The sequence below is a fragment of the Stackebrandtia nassauensis DSM 44728 genome (assembly GCF_000024545.1).
GTDB lineage: Bacteria > Actinomycetota > Actinomycetes > Mycobacteriales > Micromonosporaceae > Stackebrandtia > Stackebrandtia nassauensis.
Genome location: NC_013947.1, coordinates 660,659 through 676,301 on the forward strand (window position 1 = coordinate 660,659; position 15,643 = coordinate 676,301).

General features: G+C 65.4%; 17 protein-coding genes and 1 pseudogene. 7 read left to right on the top strand and 11 right to left on the bottom strand.

Translation table 11 applies throughout. From position 1 onward, the window contains the following. Positions 1–62 precede the first annotated feature (62 nt). Together SNAS_RS03090 and SNAS_RS03095 are read left to right on the top strand one after the other, a co-directional pair. Positions 63–923, top strand: a complete 861-nt coding sequence (locus SNAS_RS03090; RefSeq protein WP_013015909.1) for a CPBP family intramembrane glutamic endopeptidase — start codon at positions 63–65, stop codon at positions 921–923. Next, positions 920–1,570: a response regulator transcription factor gene (locus SNAS_RS03095; RefSeq protein ID WP_013015910.1), complete on the top strand. Its 651-nt coding sequence runs from the start codon at positions 920–922 to the stop codon at positions 1,568–1,570. Before SNAS_RS03090 ends, SNAS_RS03095 begins: the two co-directional genes overlap by 4 nt. Before the next feature lie 175 nt (positions 1,571–1,745). Here SNAS_RS03095 and lgt read toward each other — a convergent pair whose 3' ends face one another. The 7 genes from lgt to SNAS_RS03125 form a co-directional block, all read right to left on the bottom strand. Then, positions 1,746–2,729 carry a prolipoprotein diacylglyceryl transferase gene (gene lgt / locus SNAS_RS03100; protein WP_013015911.1) on the bottom strand — a complete coding sequence of 328 codons (984 nt, stop codon included), beginning with the start codon at positions 2,727–2,729 and terminating at the stop codon, positions 1,746–1,748. Between the two features lie 248 nt (positions 2,730–2,977). Further along, the gene (locus tag SNAS_RS03105) at positions 2,978–3,283 is read right to left on the bottom strand and encodes a helix-turn-helix domain-containing protein (RefSeq protein ID WP_013015912.1); all 306 of its coding nucleotides are present in this window, start codon (positions 3,281–3,283) and stop codon (positions 2,978–2,980) included. Beyond that, positions 3,283–3,666 carry a type II toxin-antitoxin system RelE/ParE family toxin gene (locus SNAS_RS03110; RefSeq protein WP_013015913.1) on the bottom strand — a complete coding sequence of 128 codons (384 nt, stop codon included), beginning with the start codon at positions 3,664–3,666 and terminating at the stop codon, positions 3,283–3,285. Before SNAS_RS03110 ends, SNAS_RS03105 begins: the two co-directional genes overlap by 1 nt. 341 nt (positions 3,667–4,007) lie before the next feature. Continuing rightward, positions 4,008–4,475 carry a hypothetical protein gene (locus tag SNAS_RS03115; protein ID WP_144300382.1) on the bottom strand — a complete coding sequence of 156 codons (468 nt, stop codon included), beginning with the start codon at positions 4,473–4,475 and terminating at the stop codon, positions 4,008–4,010. Between the two features lie 51 nt (positions 4,476–4,526). Beyond that, the gene (locus SNAS_RS03120; RefSeq protein ID WP_013015915.1) at positions 4,527–5,501 is read right to left on the bottom strand and encodes a hypothetical protein; all 975 of its coding nucleotides are present in this window, start codon (positions 5,499–5,501) and stop codon (positions 4,527–4,529) included. Positions 5,502–5,636: 135 nt separating this feature from the next. Continuing rightward, complete coding sequence (locus SNAS_RS37425) at positions 5,637–5,855, bottom strand: DUF397 domain-containing protein (protein ID WP_013015916.1); 219 nt, start codon at positions 5,853–5,855, stop codon at positions 5,637–5,639. 6 nt (positions 5,856–5,861) lie between these two features. Then, complete coding sequence (locus SNAS_RS03125) at positions 5,862–6,758, bottom strand: helix-turn-helix domain-containing protein (RefSeq protein WP_169313845.1); 897 nt, start codon at positions 6,756–6,758, stop codon at positions 5,862–5,864. A 131-nt stretch (positions 6,759–6,889) separates the two neighbouring features. Between SNAS_RS03125 and SNAS_RS03130 the strand changes: the two genes are divergently transcribed. The 5 genes and pseudogenes from SNAS_RS03130 to SNAS_RS37430 form a co-directional block, all read left to right on the top strand. Further along, on the top strand, positions 6,890–7,237 hold the full coding sequence (locus SNAS_RS03130; RefSeq protein ID WP_013015918.1) for a hypothetical protein: 348 nt from the start codon (positions 6,890–6,892) through the stop codon (positions 7,235–7,237). 297 nt (positions 7,238–7,534) lie between these two features. Next, a complete protein-coding gene (locus SNAS_RS03135; RefSeq protein WP_144300383.1) occupies positions 7,535–7,777 on the top strand; it encodes a hypothetical protein in 243 nt (80 codons plus the stop codon). Positions 7,778–7,833: 56 nt separating this feature from the next. Then, positions 7,834–8,355, top strand: coding sequence for a hypothetical protein (locus SNAS_RS03140; RefSeq protein ID WP_144300384.1), 522 nt, complete (start codon positions 7,834–7,836; stop codon positions 8,353–8,355). Between the two features lie 155 nt (positions 8,356–8,510). Continuing rightward, positions 8,511–9,302 (top strand): alpha/beta fold hydrolase, encoded by a 792-nt coding sequence (locus SNAS_RS03145; RefSeq protein WP_013015921.1) that lies wholly within the window; start codon positions 8,511–8,513, stop codon positions 9,300–9,302. A 16-nt stretch (positions 9,303–9,318) separates the two neighbouring features. Further along, positions 9,319–9,408 (top strand): annotated as a pseudogene (locus SNAS_RS37430) (GNAT family N-acetyltransferase); the annotation flags it as partial. On the opposite strand, the gene SNAS_RS03150 reads toward SNAS_RS37430, so the two are convergent. From SNAS_RS03150 to SNAS_RS03165, 4 genes are all read right to left on the bottom strand, one after another. Beyond that, positions 9,403–9,822: a GNAT family N-acetyltransferase gene (locus SNAS_RS03150; protein WP_013015922.1), complete on the bottom strand. Its 420-nt coding sequence runs from the start codon at positions 9,820–9,822 to the stop codon at positions 9,403–9,405. The pseudogene SNAS_RS37430 and the gene SNAS_RS03150 sit on opposite strands and share 6 nt — an antisense overlap. 31 nt (positions 9,823–9,853) lie before the next feature. Next, positions 9,854–11,260, bottom strand: coding sequence for a hypothetical protein (locus SNAS_RS32285; RefSeq protein ID WP_013015923.1), 1,407 nt, complete (start codon positions 11,258–11,260; stop codon positions 9,854–9,856). A 137-nt stretch (positions 11,261–11,397) separates the two neighbouring features. After that, complete coding sequence (locus SNAS_RS32290) at positions 11,398–13,188, bottom strand: M91 family zinc metallopeptidase (protein ID WP_052304883.1); 1,791 nt, start codon at positions 13,186–13,188, stop codon at positions 11,398–11,400. Continuing rightward, positions 13,140–15,560 (bottom strand): ATP-binding protein, encoded by a 2,421-nt coding sequence (locus SNAS_RS03165; RefSeq protein ID WP_013015925.1) that lies wholly within the window; start codon positions 15,558–15,560, stop codon positions 13,140–13,142. Before SNAS_RS03165 ends, SNAS_RS32290 begins: the two co-directional genes overlap by 49 nt. Positions 15,561–15,643 lie beyond the last annotated feature (83 nt).

Here is a 15,643-nt window from a genome sequence, read left to right on the forward strand (position 1 = left end):
GCGGTGGTCGGCGAACGGACAGGTTTGCCACAGCTGTCTGTCACCCGGAAAGGACCCCACCCGTGACAACCCGAGCCAAGGGACTGACCTGGTTCCTCGTCATCAGCTTCGTCGTGACCTGGACGTGGATACTCGCCGCCTACTACCTGTTCGACATGTCGCTGGCCGAACCGCTGCCGCAGATCGGTATGGCGTTCACCCCGGCCCTCGCCGCGATCGTGGTCCGCGCCTGGATCACCCGGGAGGGCTTCGGCGACGCTGGACTGGCGTTCCGCTGGCGGCAGTGCTGGTGGCTGTATCTCGCCGCCTGGCTGGGCCCGCTGGCCTTCGCCGCCGTCGGCGGGGCCACCGCGGCCCTGCTCGGACTGTGGGAACCGGATCTGTCCGCACTGGACGCGTTCGTCCCCGGCCTGCCGGGCTGGGCCTTCGTCCTCATCCTCATGCTCGTGGTGCCACTGCTGACCCCGATCTACTGGGGCGAGGAGTTCGGCTGGACCAGCTACCTGCGGCTGCGGCTGTTCCCCGAACGCCCCATATCCTCCACACTGGCCACCGGCCTCATCTGGGCCGTATGGCACTTCCCGCTCGCGTTCACCGACTACGTCGTCTTCGGCAACCTCGCGATCGGCCTGCTGTTGTGGACGGTGTCGTTCATGTTCCAGGAGATCATCCTGTCGTGGATGCGACTGCGCGGCGGCAGCATCTGGCCGGTCAGCCTCGCCCACGCGGGCAACAACATGGTGCTGTTCCTGCTGCTCGGCGAACTGCTGCACGGCGGAAACCTGGGCGTCGTAGCCGTCACCGTCATGGGCACCGTCCCGATGGCGCTCGTGAGCCTCTGGATCATCGCCACCGGCCGTCTCAACCACATCCCCACCGAACCCGCCAAGCCGTCCCTCGTGGATGCCAGAATCGCGGCATGACGATCACGGTGCTGCTGGCCGACGACGACCCGCTGGCCCGCACGGGCCTGCGCACCCTGGTCTCCGCGCAACCCGACATCGACGTGATCGCCGAGGCCGCCGACGGCACCCAGGTCCTACCCCTGGTGCGTCGCCTTCGCCCCGACGTGGTCCTGATGGACGTCCGCATGCCGGACATGGACGGCATCGAAGCCACCCGTCGACTCCGCCGTGACCTGACCGAACCACCCAAAGTGGTCGTCATAACCACGTTCGAGAACGACGAATACGTCTTCGACGCCCTCCGCGCGGGAGCCAACGGCTTCGTCCTCAAACGGGCCCCGGCCACCGAGATCGCCCACGCCATCCGCACCGTGGCCTCGGGGGACGCCCTACTGTTCCCCGAGGCCATCCGGGCCCTGGCCGCCGCCCGTCCCGCCCCACCGGGCAACCCTCACGGCCCCATCGCCCTCACCGCCCGCGAAGCCGAAGTCCTGCGGCTCATGGCAACCGGACTGTCCAACCAAGACATAGCAACCCACCTCACCGTGAGCCTCGAAACCATCAAAACCCACGTAGGCAGCGTCCTCACCAAACTCGGGGCCGCCAACCGAACCCAAGCCGTCATCATCGCCTACGAATCCGGCTTCGTAACCCCCGGCGGCTAACGACAGTGCCGCCGCGTCATACCCCTCATATGCCGAGACGCCGGACCAGCGTGAGTGCGCCAAGGAGATCGGACCCGATCCGCTGTCGCTGGCAGTCCGGTCCGAGCGCCGCGTCGGGCCACGACACCCGCTCGCCCGTGTCCACCCGCGCACATCCTGAGCCACCGGCAAAGTTTCACGAGCTCGCCTTACTCTCGTCGGGCTCCGCAGAACCCTCATCGGACACTTCGGACTCCACAGTCCCCGAACCGACCTCAACCTCAACGAGCTTGCCCGCCCTGGCATCCGCCGAATCCCAATCCACCATCCGCAGGCCCCCCGCCTCACCGGGAACCAACACCCCCCGCTTCCCCTTGACCCGCAACAAGTACACGATCGCACCCACGATCATCACCAACGACAACCACTCATTGACCCGCAGCCCAAGGAAGTCGTGGGCCACATCAATCCGCCGCCCCTCAATCCAGAACCGCCCCACGCCATACCCGAGCACATAAATCGCGAACGCCCGCCCGGCCCCGAACTTGAACCGCTTGTCCAGCCGCCAAATCACCGCCGCCAACCCAAAATTCCACAGTGACTCATACAAGAAAGCGGGCTCATAAGCCTCAGCCCCACGGAACTCAGGCGGAATATCCCGCTGGTGGGCCGCGTCGATCTCCACACCCCAGGGAGCATTCGTCGGCAACCCATACAACTCCTGGTTGAACCAATTACAAGGCCGGGCAACAGCCTGCCCCAAGGGCAACCCGATCGCCGCCGCGTCGGCAACCATCGAAAACGGCACTTGCCCACGCCGACAAGCGATCCAAACCCCCACGCCCCCCAACACGATCGCCCCGGGAACCCCCAACCCACCTTCCCACACCGCGAACGCCTTCAACGGCTCCCCATCCGCCCCAAAATAAGCGTCGGGCGAAGTAACAACGTGGTACAGCCGCCCGCCAACGATCCCGAACGGAACAGCCCAAACCGCCAAGTCCAACACAAAGAACCGAGGCGCCCCCCGCCTCCGCAACAACGCCTCAACAACCCAACAAGCCGCCACAATCCCCGCCACGATGCACAACGCATAAGCCCGAATCGGCACAGCGAGCCCAAACGGCAACGGAATCTCCCAAACGCTCTGCGCCGGGCTGGGAATAAACGCATAGTCCACGGCGACAAACGTTACCGAGTCCCCGTGAGCCGCGCTACGCACTGTCGCACTTGGGACAAAACCCTACCGACCATCCCCACCCCACTCGGCCGCCTCGCCGCGTTCCCCTGCGGGGCCCGGCTTCTCACGCCGCTGTCCCTCGTCCCCGTCTCCGGGTCAGTTCCCGGCTGGCTCCCGCCCACCCCGCAAACGCACGGTCTCCAAGGTTTCGGCGCCCCACAATGCCGGCCGCTTAAGCACGGGCATGTTCACAGCTGGATGGACAGACGTCCAACAGTTGCCGTGATTGTCAGCTCACCGCCAATGGCGTGAAGATATGCGGCCATCGTCTCGGTGTCCAACCGCGTTTTGCCGCTTTCGATTTGGCTTATCCGTCCCTGAGTTACGCCCATAGCCTCGGCTACCTGTGATTGGGTAAGCCCCTGCGCCTTCCGCAAGCTGGCAAGCTCGTGCCCGCGTTCAGCGTCAATCATTTCCTGCTTGATCGCGTCAATGCGGGCACGCTGCTCCGTGGAAATTCCAGAAGTCAGTTCGGACATGTCCCGAAGTTCCATTACTCCTCCTCCGCATTTAGTGCGTCAAGGTACGCGGCGTACCGGGCGTCCGCTTCCTTGACGGCCTTGTCATACCAAACTGTCCATTGACGCTGACCAGCCTTGTTGCCTGCGACCAAAAAGATAGCGCGACGTTCAGGGTCAAACGCGAACAACAGCCGAATACTGACACGCGAGCCGTTCCGTGCGCGAAGTTCTCGCATATGTCGATACGCGCTGCCCTCGATTGCGCCCACCGTCGGCCTCCGCAGGGCCGGCCCGTGCTCTTGGAGTCGCTCCAAGGCCGCGATCACGTGCTCAAAGCTGTCAGGGTCCTCCTTCTGCAACTGCTGAATCCACTCGATGACGTCCTTGAAAAAGCGGAGTTGATAGTTACCGGCCACGCCGATAAATTAGCACTAGCTAATACTAGCGCACGCACTGACGTGACTGCAACATCACATTAAGTGGCCTTGGGGGTGGTGTATGCCTTACTCGCACACCGCCGCGGTGGTCTCCTTGTGAGGCCTGAGTCCCAGGGGTGCGGTCACCAGAACCCCAGTATCTGGCTCCCGCCCGCTCCGCTGTGGGGCGGTCATGCAGACAATGCCCCGTGCCCCCTGCGGGGCCCGGGTTCACAAGACGCTGTTCTTCGTCCCCCGCCTATGAGCCGGTTCTCGGCTGGCTCCCACCCACCCCAAACGTTGGGGGCAACGGTTCGCTAGGGCGGGCCTGTTTTGGTGGGTTACACGGACTCGGTTGATGGTGGCTCCCAAGATTGGATGACGCAGTGCTCCAGGGTGTGGGTACGAAGGGTTTCCAGAGCCCTGTCCGAGACGACGAGGTGGGCCTTGGCGGTCTGTCCAAAGTCGTCGTGCCCAGGACGACCGGTTATCTGTAGCCACTTCAACTGGGGCGTTTCGGCGTCGTCGCCCATCAGCTCGTATGCTTCCTCGCTCATGGTGACTTCCATGTCTGCCAAAGCGAACCCCGTCAACTCAGCGTCGGTCAGCTTGTCCGCCAGCGCGGTAGTCACCGCGAAACACGGGAAGCTTTCCAACAGTTCATCGCCCAGCCAGTCGGTGATTGACAGATGGAACACGCTCACGCGTGGTGGGTGAACGCTGGTGTCAAGATCTATGTTGTCGCCGAACTCGCCCGGGACTTCCGGCTTGAGCAAGTGATACATCATGTGGGCGTCTACTTTCTTCATCTGATGGTGGTGGAACGCGACCATACCGGCGTGTGGTGGCTGAACCGGGCACTATCGAATTGGCGGGTTGAACTGGTGACCATATTCGTTGTCGACCTTTGTGGCGTGGTCCAGTAGCTGCTGCTTCGTGGGGCTCGGGTTGTCTCGGTAGAACTCGTTCCAGCTCATGCGAATGGCACTGAGGTGAACACGGTTGTTAGTCTCGCCTTTGGGGATGCCTCGCAGATTTTCGTAGGAGTGCATCTCGCTTTCGGTTACGGCTCCTTGATAGAGCTTCAGGGTTTTCTGTTCCACGGCATGATGGACAACCACCTTGCCTTCGGTGTCCGGGTGTTTGTCGAAAAACGTCTTCTTGTAATTCCGCGACGTCGAGGTTCCGAATGTTGCACGGCCGTCGGCGGCGGGGTGAGGTTTTGAAACCTGAGTACGGCCGCGGCTTGACGATACGGTGGCCTGTGGTGTTGACATTGGAGTGGGGTTCGCGCGTGGTTGGCTGGCTTCAGAGCTTAAACCCTCAAGCTCCTGAGCCTCAGTTTCCAGGCGCTTCTGATACCCGTTGACCGCGTTGATGGCGGTTTGTGCGCCTTGCCGTGCTCCGTCGATCGTGGATGATGCGTCATGGCAGAGATTGACGATTCCCTCGGTACCTGCCAGTTGCGCCTGTTCCATGGCGCCTTTGACGCTCTCGCCCGAGGTATCGATGCTGATCTTTGTTGTGCCCAGCGTGGACACGGTGGTGCCGAGTATGGCGATGACGTCGGGAATGGGCGCGGTGTCGGGCACCTTGTCCAGAGTTTCCGCCGCCTTGTCAGTCTCACCTCGTGCCGAGGCCAGCTGTTCCAACGCTTCCCGCAGTTTCTCGAGCGCCAAATCCAACGCTTGTGCGGTCGCCGCGACACCTAGTTGTTCGAGCCGAGACTTCTTGTCGTCCGTGCTGGAATACGCCTGTTGAGTTATCGCTACGGCGTCGTTGATCGTGCTGCGAGCCTGGTGTAGCTGAGTCTTTACCGTGTCGAACTCTGACATAGAGGTGTCCTCGTCCGCCGATGGAGGTTTCCGGGGTTGATGCGCAGAGTAGTGGAGCGTTGCGACACCAGTCACGACCGTCTAAGCGAGGCAGGACCCTGAAACCGACCCGCCGCGCTGTAGGGAAGCGGTTCGCTAGGCGTTGGCTTTGACGGTGCGGAGGAGGGCGGTCCAGTCGGAGCGGGTGATGGTGAGGGGGGTGACGGTGGGGTGCTTGGAGTCGCGGACGGCTATGCCGTGATGAGGGCGGGCCCCGACTTCGACACAGTTACCGCCATTGCTGGGGCTTCGTGAACTCTTGCGCCACGCAATGGCAGCGCGTGTCGTGGCGTCGAGAGTTCGCAGTACTGGCATGGCGGACTAGATCTCCTTGGCAATGGATTTGATCTTGCGCATCGTCGCGTCTCGGGTAAGTGCCTGGCTCTCCATTTGAGCGTACATTCGCTCGATCCGATCCATCTCTTCGTCATCCATGTGGCATACGAGGCCAGAGACGTTCTCTGTGTACCCAACCGTGGGGTAGGGGGTGGGCATCTGGTACTTCGCGAGACCCGTGCCGACACTCCCAAGTCCGTGTATCCAGGTTCCCAATGGAAGGAGCCGCAAGTCAATGTTCGGGTTATCGGCTTGAGCAATCAGATGGTCAAGCTGAACTCTCATGACTTTACGGTCACCAACACGATGGTAAAGGGCAGCTTCGTGAAGTATCGAAGTGACTTGCGGCGCTTGATTTCTCGTGAGGATCCGCTGGCGAGCGATGCGCAGTTCTGTGAGACGACGGACGGCAAGCTTGTCGTCCAGGCTCGGGTCGTCATTGATGAGCGCGTGGGCATAGTCGGGCGTTTGGAACAAGCCGTGAATCAAGACGACGTCTACGAGAGAAATCGCCGTGGCCCGTTCTTCTACCCATAGAAAGTCAGCGAACTCAGCCGTGAGAAACGTCTTGAACGGATCCCACCAACCATGGTTCGCGACATCATCGCAGAGTTCGAGGATCTCGTTGCGTTGGTCGAAGTCGTTGAGTCCATAGTGGTCAATCAGTCCGAGAAGAAGATTGCTTCGAATTGGGGAGGCGCCACTCTCGAAGCGGGACAACGATGCTGGGTCGCGGTGGATCGCGTCTGCCGCGTCTGCGAGCGTTAGGCCCGCTGCAAGGCGTAGCTTTCGCAACTTCGATCCAAGCCACCGTGCTCTCAAGGATCGACTCGTCCGCGCCATGTGTCCTCCAGGTTTTGCAAGTTGCAGATGATCTGTCATCTGACGCCTTTGTGTCAAAGACGCATTTTTTGAAGCTTGTGCACGAGCGTAGCTCATGTGATGGTGGGAGTGGACAAGCGAGTGATCGAAAGATCACTGCAACAGATGCTCCGAGTCTGAGGGGATTACTGATGATGGAAAAGCAAGCATTCGAAATGCCCGTGTTTGGCGGGGATCTGGTGCGGACACAGCGCCGACGCTTCACAACGCCGGACGGCACCAACGCGGGCTGGCTCATCGTCAACGCTGCTGACCAGTTCACCGAGATCTTCGACGACGTGGCCGCAGCGCTCGCCTCCGCGACCGACTTGAGCCTCGATGCGCTGGCCGTCCACGACGATCTCCGTGCGTCGCTGCCACACCAACTCCGCCGTGTCCCCGGAGCTTGCTGTCCTGTCCCGGGCTGCACGCACCACCACGGCGACCTCGGCGACAACTCCGACGATCCGCCGCAGCACGCGGTTCCGCAGCAACGGTAACCAGCACCGGCTGACTAATGCGTCCATTGTCTTTATCCATCGGTCGCGTCTCCCGTGAGGACGTACGCGGCTGGCGGGGTGGGTGGGCTCGGATCGGGAAGCCACGTGTAGTACCACGCGCCGACGAAGCGCCAGCCTCCCTGCTGTTCGTCGGCAGCTTCTCGCCACCCACCCCGCGCACTCAACACTGCACGTCCGTCCACAAGCCTTCTGCCGTACCAGAAAGCGAGTACCGCCATGCCCGACACCAACCGTCCACGCCTACACGTACCACAAGGCCACCTCGAAACTTGGGTGTTGTCAATGGCGTTCACCGCCGCCGACGAGGCCCGTGCCCGCACCATCGCAGGCTATGCCGCCCAACGCCTAGCCGACTTCCTACCCGGGTTCGACAAGAACATGATCGCCATCTCCCGCGAGGCAGATCCCGGCCTCATGCTGCCGCTGTACTGCGACCAGGACATCTACTGCCTGCTCGCTCCAGAGCATGCCGGGCCGTGCCGCGACATCAACGGCACCAACCTGGACGGTGCGCTGTGACCGTCATCGACCGGCCCCTCCACACGCGCCTTACTCCGCCAACACACGACGACGACTTGCGGGTTGACGTCTACAGACCGGCCCAGCGGATCCGCGTCGACACGCTGTTTTGGCACCACCGCTCACCATTCGCCGGTACTCAAGAACAGCTCGACGAACTACGCCACGACGCCGACAACCGCGCCGCCGCCCGAGCTGCAAAACGCGCCCAAGCCGAGTTGATCGACTACCTCAACACACTGACCCGGCCGCGGCCAAAGCCACGCCCGTCCGTGTTCGACGTCCACCGACCCGCCATCCGGCGGCTGCGCACCATCGTCCACGTCGGACTCGTGCCGATGCTGTGGGCGATAACCACCTGCGCCTGCGGGGAGCGTTGGCCCTGTAACTCGGTGAAGCAACACCTGCGCAAACACTTGGGCTGGACCATCGACATCACCGACGAGCTGAAACGCATCACGCGACGACTGCCCAAACCCGAGACTCGCGTCAAACGCTGGTGGCGCAAGCTACGGACACATCGGCACGATCGCTCGCCAGCGGGGGTGGGTGGGAGCCAGCCGACGACGGGCCGATAGGCGGGGGACGAAGGACAGCGGTTTGGGGACCCAGGCCCCCGCAGGGAAACGGGGCCAAAAGTCTTCGGCGGATTTCGATGAGTTTTCGATGCGAGCGTCGTCTCTGCTAGCGAGCGCGGGGCCCCGCGCGCGAACATGTAGAGGAGATCGTTCACATGGCCTACGCGGACGTCAACGGCCTGTCCCTGTACTACGAGGAGCACGGCGACGGGGAGGGGACGCCACTGGTGCTGCTTCACGGCGGGTTCGGGCTCGGCGCCATGTTCGCCCCCATCCTGCCCAGCCTGAGCAGCGGGCGCAGGGTGATCACCGTCGATCTGCAGGGGCACGGGCACACCGCTGATGTTGATCGGCCGCTGCGCCACGAGCTGATGGCCGACGACGTTGGGGCGCTCGTGCGGCACCTCGGCTTGGGGCAAGTTGATGTCATGGGTTACTCGATGGGTGGGTACGCGGCTCTGCAGACCGCCATTCGGCACCCGGAAGTGGTGCGGCGCTTGGTGACCGTGTCGATTCCGTTCAAGAGTGATGGTTGGTATTCCAGTGTGCGCGAGCAGCAGAAGAGCATTGGGGCTGACGCGGCCGAGGCCCTGAAGCAGTCGCCGCTGTATGCCACGTACGAGGCAGTGGCTCCGAGAGTTGAGGACTGGGGTGTGCTCGTCGGCAAGATGGGGGAGGGGATGCGTCGCGACTTCGACTACACCGAGCAGGCGAAGACGATCACGGCCCCGGTTTTGTTGGTGTACGCCGATGGTGACGCGGTTCGGTATGAGCACATTGTGGAGGTGCTTCGGATTTTCGGGGGCGGGCAGGGGGATCCGGGGTGGGATGGTTCGGGTGGGCGGGGGACCGCGCAGTTGGCCGTTGTGCCGGGTACGACTCACTATGACCTGGGGGTTTCGCTGAGGATGGTGAGCGCGGTGGTGCCGTTCTTGGATCAGGAGTAGGGCGACGTGCGAGGGGGCGGCGCGGCGGTTGTACGAGCGGCACGGGTTCACCGTGGAGGCCGAGGACGCGGTGGACGTGTTCATGGGGCGCGAGTCGCGCCTATGAGCCGATGACGCGGGACATGCCGATGGAGCCGTAGCCGGTGGTTTCGATGAAGCCGAACTGTTGGTAGAGGTGGCGGGCCGGGCCGTCGGCGATGAGGGAGATGTAGGCCGTGGCGGGGGCGCGGCGGTCGAGTTCGGCCGTGAGGGCCGCCATGATGCGTTTGCCCAGGCCCTTGCCCTGGTGGGCGGGGTTGACGCACATGTCGACGATCTGGAACGCGGTGCCGCCGTCGCCGATGATGCGGCCCATGCCGATGGGGGTGCCCTCGTGGTGGATGACCACGCCGTACCAGGTGTTGGGCAGGGCGAGGGTGACGGCTTCGGGGGACCTGTCGGACAGTCCGGCGTCGGTGCGCAGGCGCCGGAAGTCGGCGACGGACGGCACGCCTTCGCGCAGTTCGTAGGTGTCTTCCATGGTGGACAAGCTAGCGGCGGCGGGCGTGGCCTCAGATCATGGGGCCGCCGGAGGGGACGCCGGGCACGTCCGGGTGGACCGAGTCGCCGCCGAAGGGTTCGTACGGGGTGGCCTTGGGTGGGTTGGCGGGGTCGCCCAAGTCGATGCTCGGCGCCGGTGGGGCCGTGGGGTCGACCTGCCAGTATTCGCCCGACAGCGGGCGCCACTGCTGGAACTGGGTGGCCGGTCCTTGTCCGGCGCCGATCTCGTGGTTGGTGGGCAGTTCGATCAGCGGGCCGAAGGTGCCCTCGTTGTCGGCCGGGTCCTGGATGATCGTCGTGGTGGGGCCGTCGTTGGTGTCGTGGTACGCCTCGAAGGCCGGGTAGTCGCCGATGGTGCCGTCGATGCGCGGGGCGTCGTCTCCGGTGCCGGGCGTGACGGTGATGTCGCCCTTGACGGAGTGCCCGGTGACGTCGCTTCCCGGTGGGGCGAACGGGTTGGCGGCGTCGTACTGGATGCGCACCGCGCCGTTGGTGGACTCCTGGACCTGTACTTCCGGGGTGCCGACGCGTACCTCGCCGGACGTGTCGACCGACGGGTTCTGGCGGGCCAGGACGGTTCCGGTCTCGTAGTCGACGTAGAGGGTGACGCGGGTGTCCTCGGGACTGAAGTTCGGGTTCATGCCCCGGTTGTCGCCCTTGTCGTAGTTGGGCAGGTTGAAGACCTCGCTGCTGGGGATGTACAGGCCGATGCGCACCAGGCCCTCGCCGGGACGGGGCGTGATGCGGCCGACGGCCACGACCGCGTCCTGGCCGCCGTTCTTGTCGAGCCGGGAGGTGGGGTCCAGGGCGGCGGCGAGCTGCCAGTCGGTTTCGCTCATCGGCAACCGGCCCAGGGTCTTGCGGAACGCTTCGGCTTGGGCGGCGGCGATTCCCGGGTCGGTGGGTCCGGCGAAGTCGGGGGCGTTCATGCGCAGCCCCGCGGTCGTGAGCGTCGAGACGGCGGTCTGGTCGGCGTGGTCGGCCAGTTTCAGGGCTTCGTCGATCAGTTCGCGCGCTTGCTGTGCGAGCTGGGCGTTGCGGTCGGCGGCGGTGGCCGATTCGACGACGGGGGTGGTCACGGTGCCGTCGGGGCCGATGGTGATTCCGGTACCGGCGACGAGGTCCTGCGCGTCGGTCAGTTTGGTCTTGGCGGCTTCCAGGTCGACGACGAGGTCTTCCAGCGCGGCCCGGCTGGACCGGAAGACGTCGGAGGCGTCGAACAGCGGGGACGGTTGGGTCTCCAGCAGTCCGGACGCGGCGGAGGCGTCGACTCCGGCCCACATGCCGCCGGGGATCTGGGCCGAGGTCTGCACCTCACCGGCCCGGGTGGACAGCGTGCTGGACAGACCGCCGGCCGCCTCGGCCGCCCCCGACAGCTTCGAGGTGTCCATGTTGACGAGTTGGCTGTAGGTAACCATTACCGTTGCTTTCTCATGAGCCATAGGAAAAGACGCCGAAGCGTCCAGATGAGATAGAGATTAGCGTGGTCGGGACGTGACTGTAACCGGCGGCTAACCGGTCTATGGGCGGATTGTGGGACAACGGAAACGATGGGTCAGCGGTGCTGGAACCGTTCCCACCAGTTGGGGCGGCGGGTGGGTTGTTCGCCGGAGGAGTAGTGGTCGAGCGGGTCGCGGCCGGTCTCCTCGTTGAAGCTGTTCTGGGTGAACTCGTAGGGGTGCGGGTTGTCGGGGGAGCGGACGTCGTCGGGCACGCCGTCGCCGGTGTAGTCGTAGTTCAGGCCGGTGGCCTGGCGTTCGGCGTTGGGGACGGCGAGGCCGTTCTCGGTGTCGGGGTCGGTGTCGCTTTCGTAGAAGCCGCCCTGCATCTTGTCGTGGATCTGGTCCCAGGTGTGGGCGAGTTCGTGTTTGACGATGCTGGTCGACTCGTAGCCGCTGCCGCCGTGGGTGAAGTCGTCGGGGTCGAACTCGATGACGGAGTCGCTGGCGGGGAACGGGCCCTGGCTGGCGTTGCTGCGGCCGTCCATCTCCTTGAAGACGATCTCCTCCTCGCCGGGCAGCCAGTCGTGGCGGCCCTCGTCGATCTTGGCGTGCAACGATTCCAGGAACTTGCCGCCGTCGGGGGAGGAGCCGAGCATGTCGAGGTCGGCGCGCATGCGGTCCTGGAACTCCTCGCTGCCTTCGATCTTGATGAAGCCGGAGTCGACGATCTTCGTCTCGGTGAACTTCTCTGTGGACGGTGAGACCGTGTCCTCCTTCTGCGCGAAGGTCTCGTCGGTGCCGTCGCCGCCGTCGATCGTGTCCTTTCCGGCTCCGGCGTAGATCTTGTCGTTCTGGGCGCCGCCGCGCAGGGTGTCGTCGCCGTAGCCACCGGACACGACGTCCTTGCCGGTGCCACCGTCGATGGTGTCGTTGTTCTGGCCGCCTTCGAGACTGTCGTCGCCGTCGCCGCCGTGGATGGTGTCGTCGCCGTCCAGGCCGTAGACGTGGTCGTTGCCCGCGCCGCCGTGCAGCCTGTCGTTGCCGTCCTGGCCGTCGATGTAGTCGTGGCCGCTGCCGCCGTGGATGATGTCGTCGCCGTCGTGGCCCTTGAGGACGTCGTTGCCGGAGCCACCGTCGATCACGTCGGCCTTGCCACCGCCGTCGACGGTGTCGTCGCCGCTGCCCGCGCTGACGGTGATGCCGCTGCCGACCTTGTCGTCAATGGACACCTTGTCGTTTCCGCCGCCGCTGTTGACGATCAGCGGGGTGTCCGGTTTGTACTTGAACTCCTTGCCGTCGACGGTGGCGATGAGGTTGCCGTCCTCGTCCTCGGTGATGTCGATGTCGTTGGCGTCGTCGCCGGTGGCCAGGTAGACCGAGCCGTCGGGGAGTTTCACCTGGACGGGGCCGGAGCCGGGGTTGTTTCCCGCCAGCTGGGACGAGGCCTGGTCGTCGGCGCCGCTGGCGCGGGCGACGGCCGCCTGCAACAGGCCGAACAGGGTCTGCGCCTTGGCTTTCAGGTCCTGTTCGCGGGCGGCGTCACCGGACGGCGGCCAGGTGACCCGGCCGTCGTGTTCGACGGTCAGTTCCGGGTACGACGTGATGGCGCGTTCGATGTCGGCCTTGGCGCCCTCCAGTTCGGTGACCAGGGAGTCCAGTGTGGTCGCCGCGGCTTTGAAGACGCCTCCGGCGGCCAACAGCGGCGGCGGGAACGTGTTCAGCAGCGCGTTCTGCTCGGTGGCGTCGGCCCCGTCCCAGAAGTCGGAACCGGTGCCCTGCTTGGCCGAGTCGGTGATCTCGTCGGCGCGGGTCTCCAGATCCTTGCCGACCACGACGGCCGCGTCCGCGGCGCCGGTCAGACCGCTGGTGTCCAGGCCACGGAGTTGAGCGAAACTGATTGCCACAAACCAACATCGTATGGGGACGGAAGGGTGCCGGACCCGTCCTGTTTGGGACAAGTCGCTAATACGACATCGGTGCGCGCCTTCTCCTCGGCGACGATCTTCGCGGCGACGACCTCGGCCTCGGACTCGCGATTGAGCGCCTGGAACCGGTCCCGGGACTGCCGCCAATGGCGCAGCGCGTCGGCGTCGTCGCCCATGGCCGCGTGGACGTCACCCAGCTGGTCGTGGATCTTGGCCTCCTCGGTGCGCCGCCCGCCGCTGGACTCCCGGTACAGCTCCAGCGCCCGGCGGTAGTGCTCGAGGGCCTGCGGGTGGCGGTGCTGCCGCTGGGCGATGTAGCCGAGGTTGTGCTGAGCCTCGGCGAGCGGTTCGGCGTAGTCGTTGCCGCTCAACAGTTCCAGGGCCTGCTCGCATTCGCCGCGGGCGAGGTCGAAGTCACCGGACAGGGCGCGGTTCCAGCCGAGCAGGTTGAGGGCCTGGCCGCGCATGAAGTCGGTGCTGTCCGGGTGGCTCGCGGCCTGGAAGGCGTTGAGCGCGTGGGGAAGCGCCGCGGCCGGGTCGTCCTGGAGCTGGTACGTCTGCGCGGTGATGTAGTGCGCGCCGATCACGTTGGGCTGGTCGGCGTCGGCCTCGGCGGAGACGAGGGCCTGTTTCAGCTGCTCCCGCGCCTCGTCGAAGCGTTTGCGGTACAGCAGCGCCTGGCCGAGATACAGGTGGCTCTGGGTGCGGGCCCGGGCCTTGTCGAGGTGGACGGCGGATTCGGCGGCGGCCGTCCAGATCTCGATCTCCTCGTCGAACCAGCCGTACCAGTTGATCGCGGCTTTCAACAGCCACGCCAGTTCCCACACCTTGTCGTGCCAGCCGTGCTGGTACGCGGTGCGCTGGGCGGCCAGGACGTTGGGCAGTTCGAGGTCGAACCACCACAGGGCCGCGGCGCGGTCGGGGACGGGCGTGGTGAGACAGCCCGGGGCCGGGGTGCCCAGATCGTGGCGCTCCCGGAAGGACAGCAGCGCCGAGTCGGCGATCTCGGCGGTGTGTACATAGTGGTCGACGAGGCGGCGCTGGGCGGCGATCCGTTCGGTCGCGCTCAGCTCGCTCATGGACTGTTCGGCCGCGTACAGGTGGATCAGGTCGTGGGTGCGGTACCGGCCGGGTGTGTACTGTTCGGCCAGACTGGACGCTTCCAGTTCCCGCATGATGCCCCGGGTCTCGGGGAGCTTGCCGCCGATCAGGCTCGCCGCCGCGTGCGCGGAGATCCCTCCGTTGGGCGCCAGGCCCAACAGCGCGAAGGACTGTTCGGCGCGCGGCGGCAACTGCCGCACCGAACCGGCGAACACCGAACGCAGGTTGGCCCACAGGTCGCCGGTGTCCAAGGCGTCCAGACGGTCGGCCTCGTCCTGGAGTTCGGCGGCCAGCACCGACAGCGGGAACCGGGGGTGGGCGGCGGCGCGGGCGGCCACGATGCCCAGCGCCAACGGCATGCCGCCGCAGTGGCGGACCAGGTCGGCGACGGCGTCCGGTTCGGCCTTGACGCGTTGCTCGCCGAGCTGGTTCGTCAAGGCGCGCAAGGCTTCGGTGTCGTCGAAGACGCTCAGCCGCACCTGCCGGGCCCCCTGGGTGGCGGTCAGGCCCATGAGGTCCTCGCGACTGGTGATGAGCGTGGCGCAGGACGGGGTGCCGGGCAGCAGGTCGGTGACCTGCTCCTCGTCGCGGGCGTTGTCGAGCACCACCAGGATCCGGCGGTCGGCCAGCAGGCTGCGGTACAGCCCGGCGCGGCTTTGGGTGTCGCGCGGCATGACCGACGGGTCGACGTCGAGCGCGTACAGCAGCTGCCGCAGCGCCTCCGCGGTGGGAACCGGGCTCGCGTCGGGGTCGAAGCCGCGCAGGTTGAGGTACAGCTGGCCGTCGGGGAACTGCCCGGCGTTGTCGTGCGCCCAGCGCAGCGCCAGCCAGGTCTTGCCGATGCCACCGGCACCGGTGATGATCCACAGTGGTTCTTCGCCGACGGCGGCGTCGAGCTCGGTCAGCTCCAGCGCGCGGCCGGTGAACCGACGAGGCGCGGCCGGAAGCTGCCGGGGGACGTCGGCGGGCGCCGCGTCGGGCGTCTCGTCGACGACGGGGGTCGAGGGCTGGCTATCGGGCAGCGCTGTCTCCAGCAGCGCCGTCCAGTCCGCTTCGGACAGGCCGAGGGCCTCGGCCAGCAGCTTCAGCGTGCTGGCCCGGGGCTGGGAACGGCCCGACTCGATCTGCCGGATCGTGCGGGGGCTGAGCGCGGCCTTCTGGGCCAGCCGCTCCTGCGATAGGCCAGCCTGGAGCCGATGGGCACGCAGCAGGCGTCCGCAGGTGCCGGTCTTCTCGGTTTCGGGCGGCATTTCCCCACCTTATTGACTGCCGATTTCCGGGAACTACCGGTTTAGTGCCGTGTTTGTGCCGGGTGGCCGCGATATTACCTACA

Excerpts from the sequence above, each read along its gene's own strand:
- SNAS_RS03095 (WP_013015910.1), top strand. The coding sequence starts at position 920 with ATGACGATCACGGTGCTGCTGGCCGACGACGACCCGCTGGCCCGCACG.
- SNAS_RS03105 (WP_013015912.1), bottom strand. The coding sequence starts at position 3,283 with ATGGAACTTCGGGACATGTCCGAACTGACTTCTGGAATTTCCACGGAG.
- SNAS_RS03115 (WP_144300382.1), bottom strand. The coding sequence starts at position 4,475 with ATGAAGAAAGTAGACGCCCACATGATGTATCACTTGCTCAAGCCGGAA.
- SNAS_RS03120 (WP_013015915.1), bottom strand. The coding sequence starts at position 5,501 with ATGTCAGAGTTCGACACGGTAAAGACTCAGCTACACCAGGCTCGCAGC.
- SNAS_RS37425 (WP_013015916.1), bottom strand. The coding sequence starts at position 5,855 with ATGCCAGTACTGCGAACTCTCGACGCCACGACACGCGCTGCCATTGCG.
- SNAS_RS03125 (WP_169313845.1), bottom strand. The coding sequence starts at position 6,758 with ATGACAGATCATCTGCAACTTGCAAAACCTGGAGGACACATGGCGCGG.
- SNAS_RS03130 (WP_013015918.1), top strand. The coding sequence starts at position 6,890 with ATGATGGAAAAGCAAGCATTCGAAATGCCCGTGTTTGGCGGGGATCTG.
- SNAS_RS03145 (WP_013015921.1), top strand. The coding sequence starts at position 8,511 with ATGGCCTACGCGGACGTCAACGGCCTGTCCCTGTACTACGAGGAGCAC.
- SNAS_RS03150 (WP_013015922.1), bottom strand. The coding sequence starts at position 9,822 with ATGGAAGACACCTACGAACTGCGCGAAGGCGTGCCGTCCGTCGCCGAC.
- SNAS_RS32285 (WP_013015923.1), bottom strand. The coding sequence starts at position 11,260 with ATGGTTACCTACAGCCAACTCGTCAACATGGACACCTCGAAGCTGTCG.
- SNAS_RS03165 (WP_013015925.1), bottom strand. The coding sequence starts at position 15,560 with ATGCCGCCCGAAACCGAGAAGACCGGCACCTGCGGACGCCTGCTGCGT.